Source organism: uncultured Prevotella sp., assembly GCF_946407605.1.
Taxonomy (GTDB): domain Bacteria; phylum Bacteroidota; class Bacteroidia; order Bacteroidales; family Bacteroidaceae; genus Prevotella.
Map to the genome: position 1 here is coordinate 196,559 of NZ_CAMJOS010000002.1, position 26,323 is coordinate 222,881.

The following is a 26,323-nucleotide window of genomic DNA, read 5'->3' on the forward strand; positions in this document are numbered from 1 at the left end:
CTTTTTTACTTTTTTACCCTTACTTCAACACATTATCTACTGCCGCCTTGAAAGGTTCGAGACCAGGGAAGCCGATGTTCTTGAAGGTCTGCTTTCCCTGCGCATCATAGAGAGCGTAGGTGGGGATGCCCTGCGACTCGAATTTGTTGAGGATATAGTTGTACTGATCCCTTGTGAGGTAATAGTGGTCGCCATCGATATCTTTGATCATCTCCTGCCAAGTGGCGAGGGGCGAGGTGGGGGAAGTGATATAGATGAACTGGATATCCTTGCCCTTTAACTCCTGCTTCCAAGGAGCCATCGCCTTATGACCAGCCTTGCAGGGACCGCACCACGTAGCCCAGATGTCGATGAGCACAGCTTTGCCCTTATACTTGTCGAGGATGGTTTGTAGGATGTTCTCAGGCGCTACATCGTCCAACTTCTTGTAATACACGCTCTGCTGGTTATTCAGTTTTTCTGCTATGCGCTTCTGTTCTGCTTTATAATCAAGGACTACGGCCTTGCAGTCCTCAAAGGCGATGCTGTTGATTTGATCTTCTCCAATGTTATCATTCGAAATTATTTGTGGTATTGTGCGAAGAACCACATTGTAGGCATTCTTCTCTTTGGCTTTCTTGTTATACGTGTACAAAGCCGCCCGCCAGAACGCGTCGCTGCAAGGCGACCCTGGCTCATTGAGATACTTCCAGGTGTAGGCCCGCTCTTCGTCAGTAAGCATGAGCAACTGCCAGTTGTTCCTCATCTTCTCTTCAAGATTCTCGTAGCTCATATATACCTCTCCCTTTTCGTCCACGCCGAAAGGACTGAACTGGGCAGTAAAGTCGCGCGTCCAGCTAACGAACCGCTCTTCAGCAGCCATACAAAACAGGTCTTTCGCTGCTGTGGTGAGTTTTGTCTTCTTGATGGCAGCAATATTCTGCTGGAAAATGTTGGTGAGACATTGCAGACGCTCTTCCTTCGTTTTGCAGTCCTTCACCTTCAGGTAGGTCTTATCGTCATCTGCAAATGGCTCGAAAGAGTGGTAAGCTTCTACCAAATCCATGTTGGTCTTAGCCATAAAGCCCTTGAAGGCTACGAATGGCCGATGGTCGCTTGTGACCTTCATCAGGATTTCGGTTTCTTGTCCTGGAGCAATGATGATGCTGGGGTATGCCATTCCTGAGACGCCGACAGTCACTTCACGAGCCAGCCACAAAGGAATCTCAATCCTAACGGTGCCGTCGTCGGCAAAGGGGAACAACTTGTCGAAGCGTTCTGTAGAACCTAATGGCCTGAAACCACCTACATAGAAATCCATGTTCATGCCCTTCTTGTAGCCCAGCATCTTCACCTTGATGGTGGCGATGCCTTTATTGATCTTGGCAGCGGGTAAGGTCTCGTCCTTGGCGTACTTTACGTTCTTCCACTCAGCAGGAAGTTCCACCGTCTGCTTGGTCTTGCTGTCGCAGATATTCCAGAAACGGAAGGCGCCGTCGTAATCACCTTCGGAGAAGTCCATCTCCTTCGTATCGAGGGGTACGGGCTTGAAGTGAAGTGCGAGATTGGCTATGCCGCTTTCAGGCATCCAGAAGAGCGAGTCGAGCAGCAGGTCGGTCTCTGAATCGTTGGTTTTCAAGCCACCCGTGATGCCGTATCTCTTGCCATCAGGCGTCTGCAAGTACGAGTTCTTGTCGAAGCGAATCCAACTGCCAGGGTTGTAGTTGGCAATGATGTGAAGCACGGTCTCCGTGGGCTTCAGCTCTGCCTTCGTGATTGTAAACTCGTCGTTATACCTGCCCATAAAGACCGACGGCTTTTCCCATACTACCTGTTTCTGTGCTACTGCTGTCATAGCCAAGGCCACAAACAGCATAATTGAAAATAGTTTTTTCATATTGTTATTGTTTGATTTATGATTGTGCTTATTTTGATTCTTTCTTTTCTATACGCTCCACCTTGAAGTCGCAGGCCGAGAACCACTCCGACTCGTGGGGATGACCAGTGAACATGGGGTCGGTGCTCAGACCAAAGCAGAGCATCTCGGGCTTCTCAATGTCAATCATCACCTCAACCTTGCTCCAGCCATAGCCCTTACCGTTGTTGGCGTTACGAATGTCTCTCTGTTGCTTACGCGTCACATTATCCATCAAAGAATCGCTTTGCAGGGCTTCGCCGGCAGCTTCCCATATCTCGCCACCTGTGTTGCCGTAGGCGGGAATCTCGGTCTGGGCGATGGGATGCTGTGTGGACGACGGCGTTGTGGCATAGATATACACCCCATGACCTTCAGCACGGGCATTGCAAGATACACGATACTGACCAGGTTCAACGCTGATGCTCTTCTCTACCTGATACCTCTGCAGGCAGTCTTCGTTCCACGCATCGAGATAACGCTTGCGTCTGTTGCCCGACAAATGCTCGCCGCGACGCACGTAGCTGTTGTTACAGTTCTCATGCGTGAGCAACTGCCAGCCGTTCTCCTTGAGGTATTCGCTGTCGAACACCTCCATGAAAGCTCCCTGATAGGTGGTGTATTTCTCGTTATAATCCTTTTTTATACGCTCCTGTATATGCTTGTTGTGACAGTCGGCAATCTTAATGCTGCACGGCACCAGACAACAGAGGGCCAGCAGCCATAGTGCAATCCAGACAATGCGCTGCACAATACTCATGGGCTTGACCTTCCCGGCCAGCGACATCACCATGTGGATAATGGCATAGATGGGGATGAGCAGCAGCACGAACAACGAGGCACCGAAGGCGGCGAGCACCCATGGGTTGTCGTGATAGATCTCTTCCATACCCACCTCATAGAGGATGCCCGAATTGGGGAATACCAAGGCGGTGATGGTGACTATCAGCAAGAACAGGAAGCAGATGCAGAGGAAGAAACAGATGATGATGGCAATGGCGACAAAGATGCCAAACAGAATCTTCAACAGGATAGAGAAGACGGTGCCCAGGGTGCTGCGCTGCTGCACCGGCTGCTTGTCGATAACCACGTCGGCCAGACTCTGGGGTGTCACCTCCTGTCCTTTCATCTGCAACACCTGCTGTGGCATCTTCGCCTCAGGAATCACGATGGCCAGCACGATATAGAGCACAATGAGAATCAATTCGATAGGAATCAAGAAGAAGCCTATATGCAGCAACTTAAGGATGGGGGCAATAACGCTGAAAGAGGCCAGGAACAGCACAACATAGCCTATTCGCCACCAGATGGCATCGGTGCCAGTATAGGCGGCAAAGCCTGAAAGCACGCCAGCCAACATCTTATCGAAGGGGTTACGATATAGTTTCTTGCCTGCCACCCTGGCTTTCATCTGTTCGCTGAATCCGTTGGCAGCACTTTGGAACGAGTCATAGCGGTGACCACTTTCCTCTCTCTTCTTTCCACTTTCCACATTCCTCTTTCTTGCGTCCCTCTGGTAGCAAGCGTCCTTCGGCCGAGCGCCACTTTCCTCTTCATCATCCTCACCAGTCAGCTGTTCGGGCTTACCGATGCGAGTGATAATATCCTTCACGTGGTCTATGGTGATGGCCTCCACGCCATTGCCTTTCAGTTCATCGAACAGCTCGGCAATGCGCTCTTCAATGTCGTCGGCAATCTCTTCGCCACCCTCTTCCTTACCAAACGAGGCACGAAGCGACTCCGTATAGTGTTGCAGCATCTCGTAGGCATCCTCATCAATCTGGAACAGACGTCCACAGAGGTTAATGGTGATATTCTTTTTCATACTAAGTCAGCTTTGAATGTTTTAATGTTTAATGCTTAATGTTTAATTTTCCAAGTTCTTGAGATAGTTGACGGTATTAGCAAGTTCCGTCCAGGCACCGTCGATACCTTCGAGGAAACGTGAGCCCTCTTCGCTCAGGGCATAGTACTTACGTGGAGGACCCTGTGTGGACTCCTGCCATTGGTAAACGAGCAGTCCATCGTTTTTCAATCGGGTCAACAATGGATAGAGCGTTCCCTCTACCACGAGCAACTCGGCATTCTTCAGCTGCTGAATAATGTCGCTGGCATAAGAAGGACGATGCTTCAGGAGCAGCAGGACGCAATACTCCAGCATGCCCTTCCTCATTTGTGACTTTGCATTTTCAATGTTCATTTTTACCCAGTTTTTGGTTTTCTGGGGGCAAAGATATGCAAAAACTTGGTACCTTGCAATACAAAGTACCAAGTTTTCGCCAAGAATTATATATCTTTAACGCTTCGGGGCATTACCCTTCGCGTACCTTACTTTTATTAAGCTTAATTTCTCAAAGAATAGGTGATGGTGGTCACCACGCGCAGCTTCTTGATATAAGGTGTGTTCTGGTCGCGATCGTCAATCTCGAACTGTCCCTGACCAGCGGTCTGAATCTCTCCAAGACTGGCATTGCTGGCCTCGGCAAACTGCTCGGCAGTCTTCTGTGCGTTCTTAATAGCCTCAGCCATCATCTCTGGCTTCATCTGCTGGAACGAGGCATACTCGTAGTTGGCATAGCTGTTTTCAATGGCCACGCCCTGCTTCAACAGCTCGCCCTGACGGAAGATGGCCTTGTTCACCTGTTCCACCTTGTTGGTGGCTACGGTGATGGTGGTTGAGATGATGTAACGGAAGTTCTTGTTGTTCTCGCCCCATTCACGTGCCTCAAGGTCGCTGATTGATGGCGGATTGACGGTGATCTCCTTCTCGTCGAGTCCGTTCTGCTTCAAGAACTTCTTGATTTTGTCCGTCTGAAGGTTGAGGCCCTCATAGAGCATAGGCAGGTCGTTACCAGTCACCTTGGTGCTGATGCTCCATGTCACCTTGTCGGCAGGCACCTCGCGCTCTGCCAGTCCTTTCACGGTTACGTGGCGGTCTTTATTGGCAAAGTTGTCAATACCACCCTTGATGTACCATCCCAGAAACATGATTCCGATTGCAATCAATGCTGCTGCTAATAAACGATTATCTTTCATATGCTTTTAATTTTAAAAAGTTTCCGCCTGCAAAGGTAACCATTTTTCCATAACTACGATGAAAAAATTCCCTAAATTGCATAGGCTTTTCCCTATTCTCACTTTTATCGACGAGGGTTAGGGCTGGGCCAGCAGGTCGTAGGGGATATCGTCACAGAGCATGGAGCAGGCCATCTGGTGCGATGACGTTGCTGATGGTGTTTCCACTTCTGCAGACTGCGTATCTGCCTGCGCTATCTGCCTATCCACATATCTTGTCACGGTGCGCGTCTGATAGATGGTATCGCGGACTATCTCCTGTTGCATAATGGTGTCGTGCTGTACCTCGACGACCTGTGCCAACGGCTGTTGTACGTCAGAAGGTTGAAGGTTGGCGTGAATGGCATAGCCGGCAATGAAGCTGACTAGGCTGGCAGCAATGGCTATGACAGCGGCGAGACCATAAGGTTTGCGATGGCGAGGCTTCCAGGGCTCTACGACCATGCGACTATCTACGGCCTGACGCTGACGGCGGGCCGACTGTATAATCTGTTCATTTGTTATTTGCATAATTCTTGAGTTTATTACGGATCATGTTCATTGTCTTATGAAGTCGCGACTTGACCGTTCCCTCAGCAATGCCGACGATCTCGGCAATCTGCGGGATGGTGAGTTCCTCCTGATAGTGGAGAGAGAACAGCTGGTGCAGGGGGGCAGGCAGCTCTGAGAGCACTTGTGCGAGCGCCTCGTCGAGCAGGGCAGCATCGAGTTCCACCTCTATCTGCTGGTCTGTCACGGGCTCGGCATCCAGCGAGGCCATCAGCTGTGCCTCGTAGGCATTGCTGCGATAGTGATTACGACAGATGTTATAGGCGATGGTGAAGAGCCACGTATCCACCCTGCGACCTTCCTGATAGCGGTCGCGGGCCTCGTAGGCTCTGAGAAAGACGTCGTGCGTGGCATCGGCAGCCAACTCCTCGTCACCGCCCAACTGCATGAAGAAGAAGCCCTTGAGTCGACGGGCATAGCGGCGATACAGCTCTTCGAAAGCTGTATCGCTGCCTGCCGCAGCACGCGTCATCAGTTGCTCGTCAGTCTGCTGGCGCAGGGGTTTCAGATGAAAGATGCTCATTTCAGATAGCCTTTGAATTCATCCACATCGAAGTTTTCCTTCTCCAACCGCTCTATGATGTCGGTAAAGATGTCGCGTAGCCACTGATAGCGCTCCTTGTTATGCTGCTTGTAGTAGGGCAGCTGGTCGTGCAGCAGTCGTATGTAGTTCATGGCGTAGGCGTCGGCACTGAACGAGAAGAGCTGTGTGTCCTTTATCTCAGGGTGGAACGGCATGCGCAGGTACTCCAATCGGTAGCGCTTTTCTATGTTGCGGCGCTTCACAGCCATATTGTCGTAGGGCTTGGCGGAGTAGCGCATGGTCAGTCCCTCGTTGTATAGTCGGGCCTTATCCTCGTCCTTCAGTCCCAGTCCTAACACATATTGCTTCATATTATGGGCCGACAGATAGACGGGTCGCTTCGAGTGTTCGAAGATATAGCTCATGATAGACCGCTGTTTCGCCACCTGGTCGTAGAGACCCTCCTCAAACCATGCCATGTCGAAGGGAATGCCGATGTGCTTAAACACAACCTTCAGATACTCGGGATTCATAGCAGCATTCTCGTCATAGAGAATCTTGTCCTGATGCACGCCCAACACCCGTTGCAGTATCAGCTTGCCGATGATGTCGCCCTCGTGGGCCCCACAATAGACGGCACCTTCGTCCATGCCCTGCAGCTCGTTGAAGTGGTATTGCAATGTCTCCTCCGGATACTGTCCGCTCTCGTATAAACGTTTCAAGAGGCTGTTGATCCTCACGGTGTCACACTTCGGGATGAGGTATTGTATCCAGCGCTCGTAGTCAGCGGCCAAGGCCTTGACGGGCAGTGTGGCGATGGCAGAGTCGGCATATTCATCGTAGTGCGCATACAGCGTCAACATGTCATGCTCCTTATAGAGCTTCTCTTCTTCCTCTGGCAGATAGCAGCCCTCGTAGGCACTATAATAAAAGGTGTAGGTACCGGGTATGGCTTTCTCCATACGTCCCACCACGTTCAACTGCTTGCGCAGCTGCTCGCCGCCATTCCAGTCCTTGGTAGCCGACACCATATTGAATATCTTTCTCTCCGACACGTCGAAGAGGTTACGCCAAGCCACCTCGTCCTTGGGGTGCACCTGTACGTAGGTGTTCCAGAAGTTATACAGACTGTCAGTCTTCTCCACGTTACTGTATAGGGGCAGAATCTCGTTCCTGTCTATACGTTCCGTTTCCTGTGCGCTGGCTCCTGTCATCATCGTGACGGCTGCCAGAAGTGTCATCATTTTCCGTTTCATACTGTTCTTGTTTTGGGGTTATTTCATGACAGCATACACATGAAACGCAAAATCGTTCATTTTATTTTGAATTTTTTTCATCAAATGGTTCAAAAAGTTCTGCCAGTTTCTTTTCAATGGCTTCTCCATGCAGTCCAAGGGCTTGAGTGGGTGTAAAGCTGCTTTTGCACCAATCGATAAGGAACGATGATGCGATATGATTGGGATGCTTTTCTATAATGCCATTGACAATTTTGTAGATGTTCTGACGGAAAAGTGTAGGATTGCTGGTGTTCTGCTTTGATTCTGTCAGTATAGCGTTCATCTCGTTGTTGATGGTCGTATCCTGGTTCTGTTCTTCCTGTTGTTGACTTTGTGCCTGCCCAGTCATTGTGACGAAGGCAAGCAAAATGGTGGTAATGGTTTGCTTGTTCATGTTTTATTATATGTTTAGTGCTTTTTTGATTATTGGTTCTAACTCTTGAGCATCGCTGGAGGTTGAGAGGATAGTGCCATCGCGGTCGATGAGCAGAATCTTGCCAGATCCGCCCTTGTTAGCATGCTTCTCCCACACACTGTATTTGTCTTCGTAGTCCACAAGGCTGGGCCACGGGTATTTATCACGCTCAATGGCACTGTGGAAGGAGTCCATGTTCCACTCGCGGGCAATGGCAACAACGGTAAGTCCAGCATCATGGTATTTTTCATAGATGGGGATGAGTGCCTTGGCATGGGCGCGACATGGACCACACCATGAGCCCCACATAATGATGATGGCTACTTGTCCACGATAGAGAGAGCCGACGCTGACGGTCTCTCCATCGACAGTTGCGGCTTCGTAATCGTCAAAGTATGGCTGTCCTGGCTGCAGGCGAAGTCCACGTTCTTTTAATGCGATGCGGCGGTGAGCAGGATGCTCTGGGAAAAGGTGCTCATATAGCTGATGGTATTCGTCTAGATAAGGCTGCGCCTCGTTTATGTCATCGTATGTATATCGCATACTTGTCTCCAAGTTAAGCAACCCGTAGAGCATCGGATGGCCGGCTTTGTAAGCTTTTATCCAGGCGTCAACCTGTGCATGAAGTGAGTCGTTTGCTTGCACCAATTTACGACCCTCTGGCGAGTAGGCACTTTTATCGTGCAGCATAGAGTCTCTTCGTGCGTAGATCACTTCAAGGGCATGAACGTGGTCGGGATTAGCACGGTCATACGTTTTGCGCTCCTCCATCAAGCGATTATATGCCTCGGAATAGAGGAGGTCATTATCATACATGGAGTCTAGTTTGTGATCTAACGCCTCTGCCTCTTGAAAGAAGATGTCTTTGGACATACGTTGCATCTTCAGCCACTTCTCCTGCTCAGGTCCTCCAGCAACTACCTCCAGACGTGCACCATCGTCATCGGGTGTGATATCGATACGTACCGTGTCGTTCTCCAGAAGAAAGAGGGCGAAGTGCCCGCCTTGGAAATGGTCTTCTATGATTTCGTACATCTCCGTCTTGTCGGCTTCAATGTCGAGGGCGAAACATCCATCCTTAACGTTTACCTCCATCCATTCCTTATTATTATAGTCTGCAGTGCTTTGCTGCGCTATGTAGAATGTCTGGCGCTCCACACCATCAGCAACAGTCCCAACAACATGACATTTGATTTGAGCCTGTCCTGTCATTGTGACGAGGGCAAGCAGGATGGTGGTAATGGTTTCAATTTTCATTCTGTTCTTTAGAGGGTTATTTAATAATAGCATACACTTGAAACGGGAAATCGTTCATTTTATTTTGAAATATCTTTAACTTTTTTATACAATCAGTGTGTGTGGCGCGGTCATTTGGTCATTTGGTCATTTGTCAAAATCGAAAACAGACTGTCAAAACCGCCACTATAATATAAATAAATTATTTATATATAGTGAGCAATGACCGCGTTCCCGAAATCAATTTTGACCATTTTGACCATGACCACTTTGACCACGATTTGTCACAGACTCAATACCAATGTAGTACTTTTGCGATGCATTTGAGAGAGGAAATTTACGCGCCCACGAGAAAAAATTTACGCGCCCACGGGGGAGGCGGATTTTTCAATCAAAATGCGTCAGCGAAATACATTAAACACGCGCTGGAGACGACTTCTTGCATGGGATGCATGTAAAGGTAAAAAGTAAAATGCACCAACTCATTGCTGAGTTGGTGCGTTTTTGTTATACCACCTTAAGCCGATTGCCAGCAGGGGTGGGCATATGACGAGAAACAGCAGGCAGTAAATCATGGGAATATCGGCGTTAGGATCGTCGCTGAATACTGCTATACCGAATGCCGTAGTGTTGTTGACGATATGGACGAGGATACCTGGCAGGAGACTCTTTGTGTGCCAATAGAGCCAACCACAGATGATGCCGAAGATGGTGGTGCCAACAATCTGGGTAAAGGTGCCATGGAAAAGGGCAAAGACAAGGGCTGGCAGTACGATAGCCACCCAAGGTTTTTGTCGCATACGGAGCAGGCCGCCCACCAATACGCCTCGAAAGACCATCTCCTCGACGATAGGTGCCAGTATGCCTCCTGCGATAAGACCCAGGGGATTAGCAAATAATTTCAACATCGACTCGAAATGTTCTTCCTCTTGCGGGAAGAGTGAGTCAACATCGACGATTTGCAAGAGAGCCGCCTCGGTAAACATCCAGCCCCATGCTATCAGCACGGCATAGCCTGCTGCCCTAGTCCAGTCTGTGCGGGCTATGCGTCCTGGCCTCAGCCTGACATATCGTTTCTTCAGGAATACCGTTATCGTCAAGATGCTGCACATTATCATTATACATAAGGCACCGCTTGACGTAGTCAGAAGATCCTGCATCGCCTCTCCCTTATAGCCTTGTATTGCGCCATAAATCACTAACGGAATCATCAATATCACAGCGACTCCCTGGTCAAGTAAGAGGTAGAGCAGAAACTGCTTCACCATGATCCAAAACTGTTTCTTCATGAGTTTTTCAGTCTTATTTTTTGTTATTTCAGCCTTTCTATTAGCTTTTTCAGTTCATTGTCGAAGTTCCAGAAGCCCTGAAGTCGCAGGTCATCGCGGACACGGCGGCAGTCGGGCGTGATGGTTTCGTAGTGAGGGATGCCAGAAAAGTGGAAGAGTTCTTGCAGGCGGGTGAAGTCGTCGTTGGTGACGCAGACGGTCTCTTCGTCGGCTAACCACTCGGCCACGTACTTCTTATAGGCATCGCTACCCTCGAGGGTGCGCTCGCCAGCAATAAAGACAAGTTTCACATCATCGCGCTTGGCTATCTCGGCACGTAGTTCCTTACTCTCCTGGATGGCAGAACGACAGGGGGCGCAGCTCATGCCCCAGAAGTCTAACATGAGATAGCGTCCTGGATATTTGGCTGAGAGCGAGCGGATGAGGTCGGCCATCGGCGCATCGGGCAGGGGCGTTGCCCATTCCGTCTGCCCCATTTCCTGAGAGTAGAATTCATCGGCCTTGGTTTTGACGTAGGGATGCGTAAACGTGTTGCTGAACATCTTATATTTCGACTCTACGGTAGGGATGTTGTTCAATACGCTTTGTCTTAGCGAGTCAGGCAAATTAGGCGAGTTCTTCAATGCCTCTATGGTACGTTCTTTCTCCGTCCGCCAACTACGGAACTCCGTCAGCATCTGTTGGTACAAACAGAGTTGGGCCATGAGAGTGTTGTCCTTGCTGCCGAGCATTTTGCGCAAAACCGCATAGTAATCATCCAACCGCTGTTGACCTGCGGCGCTGAAATAGGCTCGCGTGGCGGGTGATGCATACTGGATGCGGTTGACAAGGGAATACAAATGGCTGTTTGACATCATCAAAGGATTATTGAAATCGACGCGGTGCAAAGGCGCGTAACTATTAACGTCATTGAGCGCTTTCCAGTTGACGCTGTCAACAATCTCGTCATAATACACGCCGTCAACCTGTTTTCTGACGTAGTATTTCATCGTCATGGCATAATCTAAGAAGGCATTAGCCAGATAGACCTGTGCGTCGGAGAGTGCCAGCTGCACCTCCATCGGTGTGAAATGGTCGCGATGACTCACCATGCCGATGCGATAAAGCATATTCTGCCACACCTCCTCAGCCAGCATCGCGGCATCGCTGAAGGAGCCTTGAAACAATGCCAGCTGATTACTCAGGTTGCCCGTCATTAATTTCGATTTCAGCCATCGCTCTACCTCGTGGCTACTTCCATTATGATAGACGCACTCATGGCAGCCTTCAGCGTTTCTCCGTACTGTGATGTCGATAGTCTCACCAGGAAGCGCAAAGAAGGGTATCTCGTCAAAATCAACCTTCGTCTCCTTGGCGTAGAGCTTAGTGCTGACGGGATAGCTGGCCATGAACTGTTTTTCGAACGAGCCGTCTGGGGCGATGTCGATGACCATCATGCCATTCTCCTTCGCAAAAACATCGCCAACAAAACCTTCCAACGATTTGAATCCGAAGCGTTCTGCATCATACCCCTCGATACGTCCGCGAATGGTGATGGCGGCAGTGTTGAACCAATAGTCTGGTAGTGTGAATGGATTGGCAGCAGAGAGTTGTTGCATCGTAGGGGTATTCAGTTTGACATGACCGTCGTGGATGCCAAGCAGCATGAATGCACCAGCTCCGTCGCCCTCGATGAAGTCAAACACCTGCACCTTTTTCGGCAATGGCTTGAAGTGCATCGTGAAGTTGGTCACGCCGCTTTCAGGCGACTGCACCCATACGTCGAGGGCGATTCCCTCGGCTGAGCGCAACGGATAGTGGTGGCCGTCCTCGTCCATGAGGTAACTCTCCTTGACGAAGCGGAAGTGATGTCCTTTCTCGTATTCCATCGTGAAATGTACGGTCGTCGCCGTGTCACGCATGATGACCTCACGGACTTTCAACTCACCATCCGACACATTTACGCAGGCCATTGCCACGGGGCTCTTGATGGTTTTGTAAGTATTTGCCAGCCCCGTCATTGCAACGAGGACGAGCAGGATGGTGATGATGGTTTTTAGTTTCATGATGATATTTACTGTATATTAGTCCTTTTTCTTGGCATCAAGGTGATAGGTGAAGCTGATGCCGACGTAGTGATGGCGGAAGTCGCTCCACGAGGTGGTCTTCTGGTAGGCGGTCTGGTCGGCACGGAAGCTGTCCTCGTTGTTGAGGATATCCTCGAACTCCAAGCCCAGTTTGGCTTTGTTCTTGAGAATCTTCCAAGTCACAGAGCCATTCCACAAAAGGAGGTTCTTGTTCATCGACTGCACGTTGTAGCCTCGGCGGGTGCTCTCCGTGAGGTCGGTGTTGAAGACAAAGTTGCCTACTGTGACCTCGCCCTTGAGCCCAAATCTGTTGTTCCACAGCGTGGTGTTCTGCTCGGGTGAGGCATCGTAACGCTGGCGATTGGCGTCAATCTCGGCAAAGACAGAGGTCTTCAGCCAGGTGTGGTCGAATGAGAGGGTGATCTTGTCTTTTGGATGGAAGCTGCTTTGCTGGTTGAGGGTACGCTCCGTTTGCGTGGACAGCAGGGTCAGGTAGCCATAGCGCTGCTCGGTGCTGATGTTCAGATCATTTTGCAGACGGAAGTAATCGCCCAAAGCCTGGTCAAGGTTCAGACGGAACGTCCATGCCTGGCCGCCCTTCACATTCTCTGTACGGCTGACATAGACAGCAGTAATGGGGTTGTAGGTAAGGGCGCTGATGTTCTCGCGGTCAGAAGAGCGATAGCTCATGGTGAGGTTGAACGAGGTCTGACTCTTTGACAATACCATCTTATATGACAGCGAGGCCTCGTGGGTGTGGGTGTCCTTCAGCTGGGGGTTGCCTTCTACGATGAAGAGCGGGTTGGTGAGGTCGCGATAGGCCAGCGTGTTGAGCAAGGTGGGCTTTTTGGTCTTGAAGCTATAGTTCACTTCGAAGCCGATAGTCTTGGTGATTTTCCAGTTAGCACGCAATGAGGGGTCTATCTGGAAGCTATGACGCACGGCAGCCGTATCGAGCTGTCCCCGCTGGTAGTCCTGACTCTCGCGCATCCATCGGGCTGAGACGTTGGGCAGCAGCTGGAAGGGGGCGAGATTGATGGTCTGACTGATGTTAAAGTCGTGAATCAGGGTGGTGTGATGGTCCTGATAGCTGTTGGCGTCGTCAACCAAGCCGTCTGTCAGGAAGTCGCAGTCGCTACGGTCGCGGGTGTAATCCAGCCTGTAGGATGCTTTCACGCGCCAATTCTTAGTGAGCCAGCGGTTGAAGAAGACCTCGCCGAAGGTTTGGAACGTATTTGAGGGCGAGGTGTGAGACTGGTTTAGTTGCGAGGAGCTGATAGATGCGGTATGTGAGGTGATGGTGCGCGTGGTCCAGCTCTCAGTCTTATTCTCCTGGTATCTGATGTAGTAGTTGATGCCAAAGGAGCCGTCCTTGACAAAATGTTCCCATCCACTGCGAGACCAGAGGCTGGTACGGTGTCCTTCATCGTGCTGGGAGGTGAGTTGCGACAGCGTTGGCGCATAGACGGAGGTGCCAGCCTGCATCTCCTCTTCCTCGACGGTCTGACGGCTGTGTGAGCGTGTCTTGGAATAATTCACACCTGCAGTCAGATAGAAGGTGTTGAGAGTGTCGGGGCTCCAATCCACCTCGAATTTGAGTCTTGGCGCGAGGGAATGGCTGCGCTGATAGTTCTCGGAGGTGGAACGGGTGGCAGCGGTATTGGGGAAGTAGTTCTCCGTAATCTGGTTGCTGGTCTTCCAATCATCATGGTGAATCAAACCGCCAGTGACATCGTAAGAGTTCTCCAGGTCGTGGGTGCCCATCTTCTTGGGCATGTTGTGCTGATAGCCAGTGGAAAGACCCTGCTCGATACCGTAGCCCCTGCCGCCACTAAAGATGGTCCAGTCGCGCATGTTGCGCTCATGACTCGCTCCTGTGTTGTTGACATCGGCAAAGACCAAGACGGGGTCGGTCATCGACAGGCGGTTCATCACCAGCAAGCCTTCATAGTGCTGAGGGCTCTGCGCGCTGGCCGTCACGTCGCCATACCAGCGATCCAGGAAGCCGGGCTTGATGGTGAGATCGAGCACCATATCCTCTGTGCCGTCATCCTTGCCCGTGCGCTCGCTGAATGTAGACTGCTTGTTATAGGCCTTGATGTCCTGCACAGCTTCAGCAGGCAACTGCCCCACGATATCATCGCCCCCCAGGAGACTCTGGCCACCCATGGTGATGCGGATGGGCTTGCCGTTCCATGAGAGCGTGCCGTTTTCGTCAACCTGCACGCCTGGCAACTGGCGGATGAGCTCGTCAAGGCGGGCTCCTTCTTGCAGGTGGAATGCCTCGGGATGGAAGACGATGGTGTCGCCCTTGACTGTGAAGCGACGGGCGCGGCCCTTCACCTCTACCATCTTCAGCATCTGTGGCGACATGGTCAGTTCGATATCACCCAGGTCGAGTGTGTCTTTCCTACTATCGCTGAAGGCGAGGAATGTTTTCTTCTTGGAGTAATAGCCTAACATCGCGGCTGTTACTGTGTTGCGACCTTCTGCATTTATGGAAAAGCAGCCCAGCGAGTCTGTTTTAAAATAGGCCCATATCCAGCCATAGTCGAGTGTCTCGAATGTTACCTGTGCCTCGGGCAGCGGCTCCTTGGTCTCGGCATCTACCACACGACCTTTGACGACGTCGGCTTGTGCCGTTACATTGCCAAAAAGCAGCGCAACGAGAATGAGAAAAGCGTTAAGGATGGTTTTCTTCATGAGTGTTTTTAATCATTGATGATTGCGGCCACAAAGATACCTGTTTCTTTCGAATGTCAGCAAATTTATACATTCATTAACCTCATATTTGTATTCTTTTAACCACAGAAACAAAAAAAGCACACGAAAATCTCCGTGTGCTCTTCATTCTTTCGTATGGTCATTATCGTACGGCTGTGAAATTCTCGTTAAGGGTAAAGGTCTTTTCGTAACCCTTTGTCTTCACCGTGTAGGTGTTGCCCAGCTTGAAGGCGGCGTTAGTGACGAGACTGGCGCTGCGCTTCAAGGAGAAGGGTATGGTGACGGTGTCGAGCAGCTTGTTGCCTTCGTAGATAGAGATAGGTTCGTTCTTCACAACATCGAGACCGATGAGCAGGACGGTGGGCTGCTTGGCGTGCGCGTTGGAGGGCACAGAAGGCATCTCACCCATGCCGCCGCCAACGGAGAAGATGGTGCCGCCCTCAACCACGAGTGGGGCAAAGTCGCAGTCCATACCCTCTTCAGGCGAACCTACCTGACTCCAGGCATAGACGGTGCCACCGCGAACGATGATAGCAGGGTCTGCATCGTCTTGAGAGGTATTATTGTTGCCAAAAGGCATGAAGAATCCGTTCTTGGGATTAGAGTCCACGGCATCGTTGCCCCTGCTGCGAGCTATGACGTGTGCACCATTGAACTCAATACAGGCATTGGCGTTGATGGCATCGTCGGTAGTCATCACATCTACATTGCCGCCATTGAACACGATACCGTTCTTACCCTCGATGCCCTCGGCACCTGCGGTAGTGGTACGTACGGTGACATTGCCGCTGTTGATAGTAATCTTGCCCTTCGAGGCGATGCCTTTGGTTGAAGCAATATATTTGTGCTTGCCGCCAAAGCCCATGCCACCGCCTTCGCCATCTTCGTCGTCTTCACCATTCTCTTCTCTGTTTCCAAAATCAGGGAAGCCTCCGCCAAAATTCGGCATTTCACCGCCAAAATTCGGCATTCCACCGGGGAAACCACCACGCATGGTGCTATCATTGCCGAAACCAGGGAAACCTCCGCCAAAGTTAGGCATTCCACCGCCAAAATTCGGCATTCCATCGGGGAAATTCGGCATTCCACCGCCAAAATTAGCACGCATGGTGCTATCATTGCCGAAGCCAGGGATGCCACCACCAAAATTAGGCATACCACCAGGGAAGCCTCCAAACATCGTGCTGTCATTACCAAATCCACCGAAATCACCAAAGCCGAAAGGCTTTTCTCCCAGGTTATCACCAGAGGTGGTCACATTGAGCGTGAGGTCTTCGATCGTGATGTCCTTCTTGGTCTTGATACCTCTACAGCCATCGCCAGTAGCAATGATGTTGAGTGTTCCCTTACCAGAAAGCAGCAGCTTGTCTTTGGCCCAGATAACAGCCGCCTTGTGGTTGACGGTATCGTTGCAGGCTGTGATGGAAAGCGTGTTTTCCGTACCTTTGACAGCCACCACCTCCACCTTCTTCTTATTCTTCAGGTCGAGCGGTGCTCCTTCCTGACTGGTAAGATTCAGTCCTTGGAGCGTTACCTTGGCCTTGCCGGCAGTCTTCAGGGTGAGTTGTCCATTATCGCTCTTGCCCTTCAATAGCAGGGTGAGCTTATGGTCTTGATAAAGGCTCTCGATGTTGACGTTGGCGCCTTTCACGGTAACTTTCACGCTGTCTTTCAATGATTGTTCCACTTTTGCCGAGGTGCCGTTGTAACGGATGGTAATATCCTCAGCATGACACACACTGCTCATCAGTAAAGGCAGTGCCAATAAAAGCATTTTTTTCATATCGTCTTTTGAGTTACTTGCAGATTGGACGAACGAAAAACAAAAAGGTTGAATGAAGTTTTAGATAAAAAACGATAATGGTAATTAATAATTTGGTACCGTATAACTAAAACTGTGAGAGCAACGATGCGCGTTTCACACCATTCTGTACAGCACGGTCAATGAGGTCCTGATTGCGGCGTACCTCACGAACGATGACGTCGTTTTTCTCCTTCAACTCATCGTTTTTGCTAAACAGGTTCAGCACCAACACGAGTACCAAGATGACAAGCACCACCAGTGCTGAGGCCATCAGAATCATCAGGGTTGTTATTTCCATATACTTGTCTATCTTGAATTGTTATTGTTTTGTTTGTTTTGATTTCTCTTTTGTCTCCTTCGGCATTTCCCCGACTCCGACGAACATGCTTCTCAGCAGTCGTCAGAGTGTCGGGTCGTGCCTCAGGTCAGTAGTAGATTCACATTCGTCGTTTAAAACGACAGGTAATAATTATATATTAGTAAAGAAAGACGTATGAATTAGGATTTCATTTGCAAAGATAAAAGAAAAAGTCCGTACTCGCAAGAGCACGGACAAATGGTCGGATGGTTTCAGACAAATGGTCGGATGTTTCGACAAACCGTCGGACGTTTCCGACAAGTTGTCGGCTATGCGTCGATAATTGTTTGTTTATAAGCTGTTGGCGTCATACCATATTTTGCGCGGAAATTTCGGGTAAAAGTGTCGGCGCTGGTAAAACCACTGCCTTGACTCACGGTGTCTATACTGATATCGGGCTGATTGTTCATCAGTCTGATGGCATAGTCCAGACGTAACTCACGGACGTAGGCTGGCAACGAACTGCTCCCGCTACCCTGGGCGAAGGCGGCACCAATGCACTCTTTAGAGAGACCAGTATGTTCCATGAGCGTCTGGCGACCGAAATCTGGTTGCAAGAACAGATGCTCGTTCTCAATCAAGTCACGCAGACAGAGGAAGAGCTGTTCGTCGGTGAGCGCAGTGAAGTCAGAGATGCTGAGTCCTGCCCCCACCTTTTTGTCTTCTATGACGGCTTGACTCTTCTTTTGCTCTCTGAGTTTCTCCTTATACTCCACTGCCTCAGTAATCTGCTGGGCCAATATGCGGTTCTTCTCCTTGGTGATGCGCCACAGACGGAACATATAGATGGCAAATATCACAATCAACAGCGCCACGACGCCTACGGCAATAGCTACCACAGTAAGGAATTGGGACCTGGACTCCTGTTCGGCTATCTGGCGCTCTTTTCCCTGTGTATCATAAATGACAGCGAGTTCAGCAGCATCACTACGCTTCTGGCGTATCAGTGCCGAGTCATACACCTCGGCAATCTGCAAAGCCATCTGCAGGGCAGAGTCCTTCTGTCCAGCGTAGTATTGAGAGCGGAACTTAGGCAGCAGATCGTCAGCAATAGTCTCGAGGTCAAACTCTATCGCCCTGCCCGTGATGAAGTCGTTGAGGAAGGTGTAGTTATAGGCTGCCTCGTCATAACGGTGGGCCAACATTAGATAGGCACAGCCGCTAATGCGTCCTTCTACACTGTTTCCGTATGCGCTGGCAGCATAGTCATCATAATAGCGGGCGGCCTCAGCCTCCTGCCCTCGAGCCTGACAAATCTGAGCTCGATTAAGGGTTATCAAGGCGCGATAGAAGTCCACATCGGCCGAGTCGGCCACGGCACTTGTTTTATAGATGGCCAGTAGAGAATCCTCGCGGTTAAGCCACTTCTCGGCCTCATCGTATTGTGCAATGTTAAGCTGAGCAGTGGCAATGTTCTCCAGAGTGGTCAGAGCACCTTTCAATTCAATGCCCGTAGAGTCGTTGTCAACGCATATTCCAAGCCAGTAGAAAGCCTCGTTAAAGCTCTTATCGGCTTCGTCATGGCGTTCCAGTTTCATTTGGGTGTTACCCAGACAGAAGTACAGGTTATGCAGCTCTCTTGCCCGGCGAGGACTGTCCACACCGCTGAGCCGTTCTATGAAATGAAGTGCAGTACCGATAGCCCCCTCCAGGTCGTTTTGCGCATTCTGCAGATGGGCAAGATTCGATCCGGCATTGATATACTCCCAGAAATCTTCGGCTGGCGGGTTGTCATTGCCACTGGCACGACGGAAACAATCAATACTCTTCTGCATCTGTCCCATACTGATATATGCAATACCGCGGTAGTTGTCGGCACGGATAGGAGAAAGCTCCCCAGCATCAACCAGACTATCGGCAAGGGCGATAACGCATTCGAAGTCGCCTACCTGACCAGCTTGAATCACCATGCTGTCGGCTCTGCTGTACATCGACTTATCTGGAATGACGTTCTGAGTGCTCTTTCCTACACAAGCCGCAAGCACTGCCAAGGCAACGACTGCCATGATGATAACCTTGGGGAAAAACGATCTTTTCATATGCACCTTGTAATTTTCTTTTGCGCTCGTTATTGTTTTACGTCTGCAAAGATAATACATTTTTTTAATTTTCAGCCGTCTTCGACTAGAAAACTTACAATTATTCTCTACATAAGCATTCCGGACAGAGGCCTTTGACCATATAGTTAATGCTGGAGAGACGATAACCTAAAGGGAGTTCGACAGCCGGTATTGGAATGTCGGAAAGACAAAACGTGCGGTGACAACGCTCGCAGTAGAAATGTACGTGCTGGTCATCATCGTGGTCATGTCCATCATGACTATGACAAAGCTCATAGCGAACGCCGTCGCCACCATCCTCAATCACATGTACCAGATGGTGCTCACGGAAGAGGGCAAGCGCACGAAAAACACCCGATTTATCGATAGAAAGAATCTTATACTCCAGTTCGGTGAGCGACATAGGCCGCTCTGCATCAGCCAATGCTTTGACTACGACGATGCGGTTGGCGGTGGGTTTGATACCATGCTCTGTGAGCAATTGTTCACAATCTTGTTGACTAAACATGGTGCAAAGATAATAAAAAATGGTGAAAGGTGAAAGGTGAGGGGTGAAAAGTTGGTACTTTGCAACCAAGTTGCGAAAAAAACATCTTACCTTTGCACCCAGAATTAAAGAAACAAGCGTATTATGTCACACGAACATCATCATCACGAACACGCATGTTGTGGTCATGAGCACCACGAACATCATCATGAACACCATCATGAGCACCATCATGAGCATCATCATGAGCACGGCGGACATCGCCAGTTGTGGACAATAGCAGTAGCTGTAGTGCTACTGATTGCCGCCATCGTAGTAGAGAAGACTCTGGCACTGGCCACGTGGCAGTTGCTGCTGGTTTATCTCGTACCTTATTTAATAATAGGTGCAGGCACGCTGAAAGAGGCTGTCGAGGGATTGGCACATGGAAATCCTTTCAACGAGCACTTCCTGATGACGGTGGCCACTGTAGGTGCCCTCTGCATTGGTTTTCTGCCTGGTGCCGAGAACGAGTTTACTGAGGCCGTCTTTGTGATGCTGTTCTTTCAGGTGGGCGAGTATTTCGAGGGGCTGGCCGAAGGAAAAAGCAGGGAAAGCATCTCTCACTTGATGGATATTCGTCCCGATGTGGCCCGCTTGGACGGTCAGGAGGAGACGGTAAGTCCCGACAAGGTGGTTGTAGGCTCTGTCATCGAGGTGCGCCCAGGCGAGAAAGTGCCCTTGGATGGCATCATTATCAGTGGCAAATCCAGTCTGAACACGATGGCCCTGACAGGCGAGAGTGTGCCTCTGGAAGTGAACGAAGGCGATGACATCATCTCGGGAAGCATCAACCTGAGTGGCGTCATTAAGGTGCGTACCACCAAGGCCTTTGGCGAGAGCACCGTATCGAAAATCATCAAACTGGTTGAGGAAGCTGGCGAGCACAAGTCGCAAAGCGAGGCCTTCATTACCCGTTTTGCCCGCATCTATACGCCTATCGTGGTGTTCCTGGCCTTAACTATCGCCATCATCATGCCGCTGGGCATGGCGTTTGCCATCACCCGTTTATCACCCTCTTTCTTTAGTGCCTTCTGGAGTTTCTTCCCACTGTGGCTCTATCGCGCCCTGATGTTCTTGGTGGTCAGTTGTCCCTGTGCCCTTGTCATCAGCGTACCCCTCACTTTCTTTGGAGGTATTGGTAGCGCGTCGAGAAAGGGCGTCCTGGTGAAGGGTGCCAACTATCTGGATATCCTGTCAAAGGTCGATACGGTGGTCTTTGACAAGACCGGCACGCTGACTCATGGCCGCTTCTCGGTGGTGGCCGTGCATCCTGAGGTGTGTAGCGAGTATCAGTTGCTGCACCTGGCAGCTCATGTGGAGCATTCTACCACCCACCCTATTGGCGCTGCCCTGCGTGATGCCTTCCCCAGCGAAGGGACTGATGGCTGCAATGTGTCAGATGTGGAAGAGATTGCAGGCAAGGGCATTCGTGCCAAGGTGGGCAATAAGATGGTGTGCGTAGGCAACACGAAGATGATGGATATGGTGGGGGCGAAATGGCACCAGTGTGACCACGGCGACGAAGGAACGATAGTGCATGTGGCCATTGCTGAGGATACGGTGTTGAGAGTGCAACCAACAACCTACGTTTATGCTGGTCATATCGTTATTAACGACCAAGTGAAGGCCGACAGTGCCGAGGCCATCCTGCAACTGAAGGAACTGGGCGTGAAGAAGACCGTGATGCTGACTGGCGACCGTGAGGAGGTGGCTGCCCGTGTGGCTCAGCAACTGCAGATAGATGAATATCATGCTGAACTGCTGCCCACAGACAAGGTCACCCAAATCTCAAACATCCGCTCGGCCGAAAGACGCTTGCAAGGCAAGAAATCTCAAACCTCAAACCTCTTCGCATTTGTGGGCGACGGCATCAATGATGCACCCGTGCTGGCTCGTGCCGATGTGGGTATTGCTATGGGAGGCTTAGGCAGCGATGCTGCTATCGAGGCTGCCGATGTGGTGCTGATGGACGACCAGCCCACGAAGATTGCTACGGCCATCCGCATAGCTCGCCGCACCATTGGCATTGCCCGACAAAACATCTGGTTTGCCATTGGCATCAAGGTGGCTGTCCTCATCCTGGCCTTCTTCGGTCTAGCCACCATGTGGCTCGCCGTCTTTGCCGATGTTGGTGTCACCATGCTGGCAGTGCTCAACGCCATGAGAGCGCTGAAAGGATAAAAACAAAAAGAGAGAAAAAGTAAAAAGAGGCTTTTGACAGCCTCTTTTTTTAGTTAATCTTCGATGTCATAGGACTCCGAATACCCTTGTAAGCCTTTAGGAAAGCCTTGGCAGAACCAAAGCTCAGGAACATATCGAGGCGTACTGGGATGTGGTTCTGGTCATCGGTGATGAAAAAGCGAATCAGCTCGTGGTTCTTACCGTCCTCGCGCTCATAGAACGAGAATACCAGGCAGCGGAACTTCTCGTTAGAACCCTCGACCTTAAACGTGTCCTTGCCTCTGTAAGTGAGCCATGAATTGGTAAGACTACGGGCATCGCTGATAGGCATGGGGATAATATCGCCCTCCTTGAGATTAGAGCCGTCGAAATTGCGGGCTCTCAAGAAGATGCTCATCATATCGTACACACAGTCCGTGTATTCTTTATCCTGCCAATGCTGCTCACCATCGGCATCGATGCGGTGCATCCTCAGTCGACTGTGATTGCGGGGATAGGAGTACCACAACTCATCAACATAATAGCGACTGCCTTCAAGGGCACCCTTACGGAAATAGAGTGGCGACAGGTCTTTGGCGCTGCAATAAGAGAGCAGGGTGTCACGCATGATAAAGACACCATCCAACTTATTGTTACCACGAGTGGTCAGACTAGTACGATAAGCCTTCTGACCACCAAAAGTAGAACTGACGGTAGACATTGAGGCCGAACCTACCTTTACCCATACAAACTTCCAGTTGAAATAGAGGTCGTAGGCCAAGAACTCGCCATTACCGAACGCTTTGTTTTCAATACCGCACTGCTGTGCAGAGACGGATAACGGAACAATAGTGAAAAAAACGAATAGTAATCCTTTCTTCACAATACTCATTAGCTTGCTCATACTTCTGTTTTCCATATTCTTACTTTTTTAAATGCCTTTTGGTATATATTCCTTGCCTAACTCACGAGCACGCTCCAGATTGCGGTTGCGTAGCTGCTGCTTCTGTTTATCTGGCTTCTGCTTGGTGATGGCCATCGGTTTCTGATTATAGAGTGGACGGGCCGTGAGATTCCACTCGCGGCTGACATCCCATTTCTGTTTACAGTCTATCTTGTCTTGATGATAGTAGACGGGCTCTGGCTGCAGGTTCTGGTCATAGTTGCCTGTATCCCACTGACCGTTGCCGTTCTTGTCGATATAGGCTCGCAGGTAGTAGGCGCCTGGTTTCAAGTAAAGGAATTCTGCCACGCCCTCTGCGTCGGCCACACTCTGACGCACCACTTTGTCGGAGCCGTCAAGCAGCTGCACCACAATAGAGTCTGTCAGAGACACACCGCTGACCTCTACCAATAGCGAGCTATAATCATCCACTGTACCCACCTTGATGGTCTGTTTCATCGTATTCGATGTCAGCCCATAGATGCCCTCAAAGGCAGCCGAGTCTATCTCCAGACTATACTCTTCACCCTCTTGCCATTCAACCACCAGTTCGTAACGTCTGACAGACAACTGGCGCAACTCGCAGGGCACAGGCTTCAACAGACTATCTACAACCATATTCAGGTGGATGGCTGACGTGTCACAACGATTTAAAGGCTGTGGCATCTCCATATAGAAACGCTGATTAGGTGCGACGCGTCCATTGGCAGACATCTTCACCGTCAGAGGCTTTACCGCCATCATACTGTCGTAGGGTTCCTTGCGCTTCTTTTTCTTGTCCTGCTCCTTCTTCCAGTCTTCATATTCCTTCTGCTTATCCTTCAGGCGTTTTTCGTACGACACCTTGGCAGTAAACTCCATTACGGAATCGATGTGTTCGACCAGCATACCTGTCGAGTCTGTCATCAGATAGGTAGCCTCGATGAGCAGCGTGTCTTGGTTAACCAACGTGGTATCGGCCAGCCAATAGGTCAGCGTGTCGTTCTTTTGTGAAGCCTCTAGAATAAAGGCATTTGTATCGTCGAAGTTCAGACCACGAAGACGAGGCAACGAGTCACTGCCATAGGTGAAGTACATCGCAATCTTCTCTGGATCCTTGCGTTCTGTCTTCAGTAGAAAACGATCTGTCTGCGGCTCTTGGAAGCACATCAGGGTAATATCATCGGGCAGGAAGTGAGTATATCCTACGGAGACGATATCCAAGATATGGAGCGAGTCGGCCCAGATCGTGTCAGGACGTGTGTCGAACTTCCAAGTAGGTTTGATACTGTCGTGATTGAAGCCAATCATCTCACTCTTCTGTCCAAACACAAAGTCTCCGTCATTGTCCTGCAGAGCAAAGCAGCGATAGGTGCCTGGTGCCACACCTTTGATGGTGAAGCGTCCACTACCGTTGGTGCGTGAGACACGCATCATGGGCTGTGTGTGGAAGGCAGAATCCTCGAAATTATCGTAGAGCCCAACCAACATACCTTTGATAGGCTCCAGATTTTCAGCTTTAAGACAATAGCCACTCACTTCCAGCGTGTCGATATGGTCGCCAGTAGAGAAGCTGAACGTGTAGTTACCCATGGGGTTACCCTCATTATTATCGCTAATGGCATCGCTAAAGTCCACAGTATAGGTTGTGCTGTCTTTAAGGGTATCCTTCAGTTCCACGATGATTCTGTTGCCCGTAGCCTTAATCTCAGGCATCTCTATCTGTGGCGGCGAGATGATGACCTTGTTCTGTGCATCCTCCAACTTGATATATTCGTTGAAGTTGATAGTCACCTTTTTGGTCTTCACATTGACGCCCTGATCCAGTGGAGTAGAACTCACCACACGTGGTGGGGTATCGTCGTACCAACCACCATCGGGGCTGCCCATCCTGGCACAACTGACGATGCAACAAATGGCTACTATGATATAGAAGAGTTTCCTCATGCGTTCATCTTTAGTAATTGATCAATATGCTCACGACTATTGCTCAGTCGGGGCACCTTATGCTGGCCACCCAGCTTGCCCTTCGACTTCAGCCAGTCGTTGAAGAGGTTGCTACGGGCTGGGATAATCTCCAGCTGCTGCAGGGTGATATCCTTGAAACGCTTGGCCTCATAGTCGCTGTTCAGCTCCTGCAGCTTACGGTCCAGGATATCGGTAAACTGCTTCAGACTCTCTGGTGCCTTAGAGAACTCTATGAGCCACTGGTGACGACATTTGGCATTCTGGTCCATAAAGACTGGTGCCGCCGTATATTCCAGCACCTGGGCCCCTGTCTTCTCGCAGGCATATTTCAGTCCCTGTTCGGCATTATCTACGATGAGTTCCTCGCCAAAGGCATTGATAAACGACTTGGTGCGTCCAGAGATAATAAACTTATATGGATTGGTGGAAGTGAACCTCACCGTGTCGCCAATCATATAGCGCCACAGGCCACACGACGTAGAGATGAGCATGGCGTAGTTCTTGTCCTTCTCCACACCCCATAGCGGCACGATGGTGTCGGTTCCCATCTCCTGGAACTCATAGAACACATCATAGTCGAGCATCAACAGCATCGACTTGTCTGTGGGATCGTCCTGAATACCGAAGAAACCCTCGCTGGCGTTGTAGGTCTCCATATAGTGCATATTGGGACTGGTTATCAGCTTCTCGTACTGCTCACGATAAGGCGTAAAGGCTACACCGCCGTGGAAGAACACCTCGATGTTGGGCCACACCTCCTCAAGATGGGTCTTTCCCGTAATCTCCATCATACGGTTCAGCACAGAGAGCATCCACGAGGGCACACCGCTAAGGTTGGTCACGTTCTTGTTCATCGCCTCACGGGCTATGCGGTCACGCTTCACCTCGAAATCACTCAGCAAAGCCGTCTGCTTCGACGGTACTCGTACCAGATTAACCAACGGATTGATATTCTCTATCAGGATGGCGCTAAGGTCACCAACCAGCGACCCGGGCAGGTTGTAGTTGGGTGCATGACTGCCACCCAGGATGAGACCCTTGCCGTCAAACATCCTGCTTTGGGGATTATTACGCAGATAGAGGGCCACCACATCGGTTCCACCCTGATAGTGCACCCGCTTCAAGCCATCGGGCGATACTGGGATGAACTTAGACTTGTCGTTGGTAGTGCCGCTCGACTTGGCGTACCATTTCACGCGACCAGGCCACAACACATCACTCTCACCCTGACGCATGCGGTCTATGTCGCCTTTCAACTCCTCATAGGTGTTAACGGGGTTGTTGCGTACGAAGTCCTCATACGACTTTGTGGCACCAAACAGATGCTCACGTCCGTATTCTGTATCTTTGGCTTTTGCCAATAGATGGGTGAGCACATCGCGTTGCAGTTGCTCGCCTTGGTTATTATGTTTCTCCAGTTCCCGCCATCGTTTAGCAAACAGCGGTCTTACTAATCCTGTCAGACTCATGTACC

Annotated in this window: 20 protein-coding genes; 1 reads left to right on the forward strand and 19 read right to left on the reverse strand. The window is 50.3% G+C overall.

Going from position 1 to position 26,323, the window contains the following annotated elements; translation table 11 throughout:
- Window positions 1–19: 19 nt before the first annotated feature.
- The 16 genes from Q0R57_RS01745 to Q0R57_RS01820 form a co-directional block, all read right to left on the reverse strand.
- On the reverse strand, window positions 20–1,876 hold the full coding sequence (locus tag Q0R57_RS01745; RefSeq protein WP_294743331.1) for a TlpA disulfide reductase family protein: 1,857 nt from the start codon (window positions 1,874–1,876) through the stop codon (window positions 20–22).
- 28 nt (window positions 1,877–1,904) lie between these two features.
- Entirely contained in the window at window positions 1,905–3,719 is a 1,815-nt protein-coding gene (locus Q0R57_RS01750) for a PspC domain-containing protein (protein WP_294743333.1), read from the reverse strand.
- Window positions 3,720–3,761: 42 nt separating this feature from the next.
- The gene (locus Q0R57_RS01755; RefSeq protein ID WP_294743335.1) at window positions 3,762–4,094 is read right to left on the reverse strand and encodes a PadR family transcriptional regulator; all 333 of its coding nucleotides are present in this window, start codon (window positions 4,092–4,094) and stop codon (window positions 3,762–3,764) included.
- Between the two features lie 143 nt (window positions 4,095–4,237).
- Window positions 4,238–4,930: an SIMPL domain-containing protein gene (locus tag Q0R57_RS01760; RefSeq protein ID WP_294743336.1), complete on the reverse strand. Its 693-nt coding sequence runs from the start codon at window positions 4,928–4,930 to the stop codon at window positions 4,238–4,240.
- A 117-nt stretch (window positions 4,931–5,047) separates the two neighbouring features.
- Window positions 5,048–5,479 (reverse strand): hypothetical protein, encoded by a 432-nt coding sequence (locus Q0R57_RS01765; RefSeq protein WP_294743338.1) that lies wholly within the window; start codon window positions 5,477–5,479, stop codon window positions 5,048–5,050.
- Window positions 5,463–6,041 carry a sigma-70 family RNA polymerase sigma factor gene (locus Q0R57_RS01770; RefSeq protein ID WP_294743340.1) on the reverse strand — a complete coding sequence of 193 codons (579 nt, stop codon included), beginning with the start codon at window positions 6,039–6,041 and terminating at the stop codon, window positions 5,463–5,465. The genes Q0R57_RS01765 and Q0R57_RS01770 overlap by 17 nt, the downstream gene beginning before the upstream one ends.
- Entirely contained in the window at window positions 6,038–7,297 is a 1,260-nt protein-coding gene (locus Q0R57_RS01775) for a hypothetical protein (protein WP_294743341.1), read from the reverse strand. Before Q0R57_RS01775 ends, Q0R57_RS01770 begins: the two co-directional genes overlap by 4 nt.
- A 61-nt stretch (window positions 7,298–7,358) precedes the next feature.
- Complete coding sequence (locus tag Q0R57_RS01780; protein WP_294743343.1) at window positions 7,359–7,712, reverse strand: hypothetical protein; 354 nt, start codon at window positions 7,710–7,712, stop codon at window positions 7,359–7,361.
- A gap of 6 nt (window positions 7,713–7,718) precedes the next feature.
- Window positions 7,719–8,990 (reverse strand): TlpA disulfide reductase family protein, encoded by a 1,272-nt coding sequence (locus tag Q0R57_RS01785; RefSeq protein ID WP_294743345.1) that lies wholly within the window; start codon window positions 8,988–8,990, stop codon window positions 7,719–7,721.
- A 461-nt stretch (window positions 8,991–9,451) separates the two neighbouring features.
- Window positions 9,452–10,258, reverse strand: a complete 807-nt coding sequence (locus Q0R57_RS01790; protein ID WP_294743347.1) for a type II CAAX endopeptidase family protein — start codon at window positions 10,256–10,258, stop codon at window positions 9,452–9,454.
- A 23-nt stretch (window positions 10,259–10,281) separates the two neighbouring features.
- The gene (locus Q0R57_RS01795; protein ID WP_294743349.1) at window positions 10,282–12,303 is read right to left on the reverse strand and encodes a hypothetical protein; all 2,022 of its coding nucleotides are present in this window, start codon (window positions 12,301–12,303) and stop codon (window positions 10,282–10,284) included.
- An 18-nt stretch (window positions 12,304–12,321) separates the two neighbouring features.
- The gene (locus tag Q0R57_RS01800) at window positions 12,322–15,027 is read right to left on the reverse strand and encodes an outer membrane beta-barrel protein (RefSeq protein ID WP_294743351.1); all 2,706 of its coding nucleotides are present in this window, start codon (window positions 15,025–15,027) and stop codon (window positions 12,322–12,324) included.
- 163 nt (window positions 15,028–15,190) lie between these two features.
- Entirely contained in the window at window positions 15,191–16,831 is a 1,641-nt protein-coding gene (locus Q0R57_RS01805; RefSeq protein WP_294743353.1) for a carbohydrate-binding domain-containing protein, read from the reverse strand.
- Window positions 16,832–16,937: 106 nt separating this feature from the next.
- A complete protein-coding gene (locus Q0R57_RS01810; protein ID WP_294743354.1) occupies window positions 16,938–17,150 on the reverse strand; it encodes a hypothetical protein in 213 nt (70 codons plus the stop codon).
- A gap of 329 nt (window positions 17,151–17,479) precedes the next feature.
- Window positions 17,480–19,249 carry an AraC family transcriptional regulator gene (locus Q0R57_RS01815; protein ID WP_294743355.1) on the reverse strand — a complete coding sequence of 590 codons (1,770 nt, stop codon included), beginning with the start codon at window positions 19,247–19,249 and terminating at the stop codon, window positions 17,480–17,482.
- Window positions 19,250–19,349: 100 nt separating this feature from the next.
- The gene (locus Q0R57_RS01820) at window positions 19,350–19,778 is read right to left on the reverse strand and encodes a transcriptional repressor (RefSeq protein ID WP_294743357.1); all 429 of its coding nucleotides are present in this window, start codon (window positions 19,776–19,778) and stop codon (window positions 19,350–19,352) included.
- 123 nt (window positions 19,779–19,901) lie between these two features.
- Here Q0R57_RS01820 and Q0R57_RS01825 point away from each other — a divergent pair, with 123 nt between their 5' ends.
- Window positions 19,902–21,980, forward strand: a complete 2,079-nt coding sequence (locus Q0R57_RS01825) for a heavy metal translocating P-type ATPase (RefSeq protein ID WP_294743359.1) — start codon at window positions 19,902–19,904, stop codon at window positions 21,978–21,980.
- Window positions 21,981–22,029: 49 nt separating this feature from the next.
- On the opposite strand, the gene Q0R57_RS01830 is transcribed toward Q0R57_RS01825, so the two are convergent.
- From Q0R57_RS01830 to Q0R57_RS01840, 3 genes are read right to left on the reverse strand one after another with little or no spacing between them, the layout of a single operon-like run.
- Window positions 22,030–22,878: a DUF3108 domain-containing protein gene (locus tag Q0R57_RS01830; protein WP_294743361.1), complete on the reverse strand. Its 849-nt coding sequence runs from the start codon at window positions 22,876–22,878 to the stop codon at window positions 22,030–22,032.
- Window positions 22,879–22,890: 12 nt separating this feature from the next.
- Window positions 22,891–24,828 (reverse strand): Ig-like domain-containing protein, encoded by a 1,938-nt coding sequence (locus Q0R57_RS01835; protein WP_294743362.1) that lies wholly within the window; start codon window positions 24,826–24,828, stop codon window positions 22,891–22,893.
- The gene (locus Q0R57_RS01840; protein ID WP_294743364.1) at window positions 24,825–26,318 is read right to left on the reverse strand and encodes a GH3 auxin-responsive promoter family protein; all 1,494 of its coding nucleotides are present in this window, start codon (window positions 26,316–26,318) and stop codon (window positions 24,825–24,827) included. Before Q0R57_RS01840 ends, Q0R57_RS01835 begins: the two co-directional genes overlap by 4 nt.
- Window positions 26,319–26,323 lie beyond the last annotated feature (5 nt).

Coding starts and splice junctions, on each gene's coding strand:
- Q0R57_RS01745 (WP_294743331.1), bottom strand. CDS start 1,876: ATGAAAAAACTATTTTCAATTATGCTGTTTGTGGCCTTGGCTATGACA.
- Q0R57_RS01825 (WP_294743359.1), top strand. CDS start 19,902: ATGTCACACGAACATCATCATCACGAACACGCATGTTGTGGTCATGAG.
- Q0R57_RS01790 (WP_294743347.1), bottom strand. CDS start 10,258: ATGAAGAAACAGTTTTGGATCATGGTGAAGCAGTTTCTGCTCTACCTC.
- Q0R57_RS01785 (WP_294743345.1), bottom strand. CDS start 8,990: ATGAAAATTGAAACCATTACCACCATCCTGCTTGCCCTCGTCACAATG.
- Q0R57_RS01815 (WP_294743355.1), bottom strand. CDS start 19,249: ATGAAAAGATCGTTTTTCCCCAAGGTTATCATCATGGCAGTCGTTGCC.
- Q0R57_RS01760 (WP_294743336.1), bottom strand. CDS start 4,930: ATGAAAGATAATCGTTTATTAGCAGCAGCATTGATTGCAATCGGAATC.
- Q0R57_RS01835 (WP_294743362.1), bottom strand. CDS start 24,828: ATGAGGAAACTCTTCTATATCATAGTAGCCATTTGTTGCATCGTCAGT.
- Q0R57_RS01795 (WP_294743349.1), bottom strand. CDS start 12,303: ATGAAACTAAAAACCATCATCACCATCCTGCTCGTCCTCGTTGCAATG.
- Q0R57_RS01750 (WP_294743333.1), bottom strand. CDS start 3,719: ATGAAAAAGAATATCACCATTAACCTCTGTGGACGTCTGTTCCAGATT.
- Q0R57_RS01800 (WP_294743351.1), bottom strand. CDS start 15,027: ATGAAGAAAACCATCCTTAACGCTTTTCTCATTCTCGTTGCGCTGCTT.
- Q0R57_RS01820 (WP_294743357.1), bottom strand. CDS start 19,778: ATGTTTAGTCAACAAGATTGTGAACAATTGCTCACAGAGCATGGTATC.
- Q0R57_RS01765 (WP_294743338.1), bottom strand. CDS start 5,479: ATGCAAATAACAAATGAACAGATTATACAGTCGGCCCGCCGTCAGCGT.
- Q0R57_RS01755 (WP_294743335.1), bottom strand. CDS start 4,094: ATGAACATTGAAAATGCAAAGTCACAAATGAGGAAGGGCATGCTGGAG.
- Q0R57_RS01805 (WP_294743353.1), bottom strand. CDS start 16,831: ATGAAAAAAATGCTTTTATTGGCACTGCCTTTACTGATGAGCAGTGTG.
- Q0R57_RS01840 (WP_294743364.1), bottom strand. CDS start 26,318: ATGAGTCTGACAGGATTAGTAAGACCGCTGTTTGCTAAACGATGGCGG.
- Q0R57_RS01830 (WP_294743361.1), bottom strand. CDS start 22,878: ATGGAAAACAGAAGTATGAGCAAGCTAATGAGTATTGTGAAGAAAGGA.
- Q0R57_RS01775 (WP_294743341.1), bottom strand. CDS start 7,297: ATGAAACGGAAAATGATGACACTTCTGGCAGCCGTCACGATGATGACA.
- Q0R57_RS01780 (WP_294743343.1), bottom strand. CDS start 7,712: ATGAACAAGCAAACCATTACCACCATTTTGCTTGCCTTCGTCACAATG.
- Q0R57_RS01770 (WP_294743340.1), bottom strand. CDS start 6,041: ATGAGCATCTTTCATCTGAAACCCCTGCGCCAGCAGACTGACGAGCAA.
- Q0R57_RS01810 (WP_294743354.1), bottom strand. CDS start 17,150: ATGGAAATAACAACCCTGATGATTCTGATGGCCTCAGCACTGGTGGTG.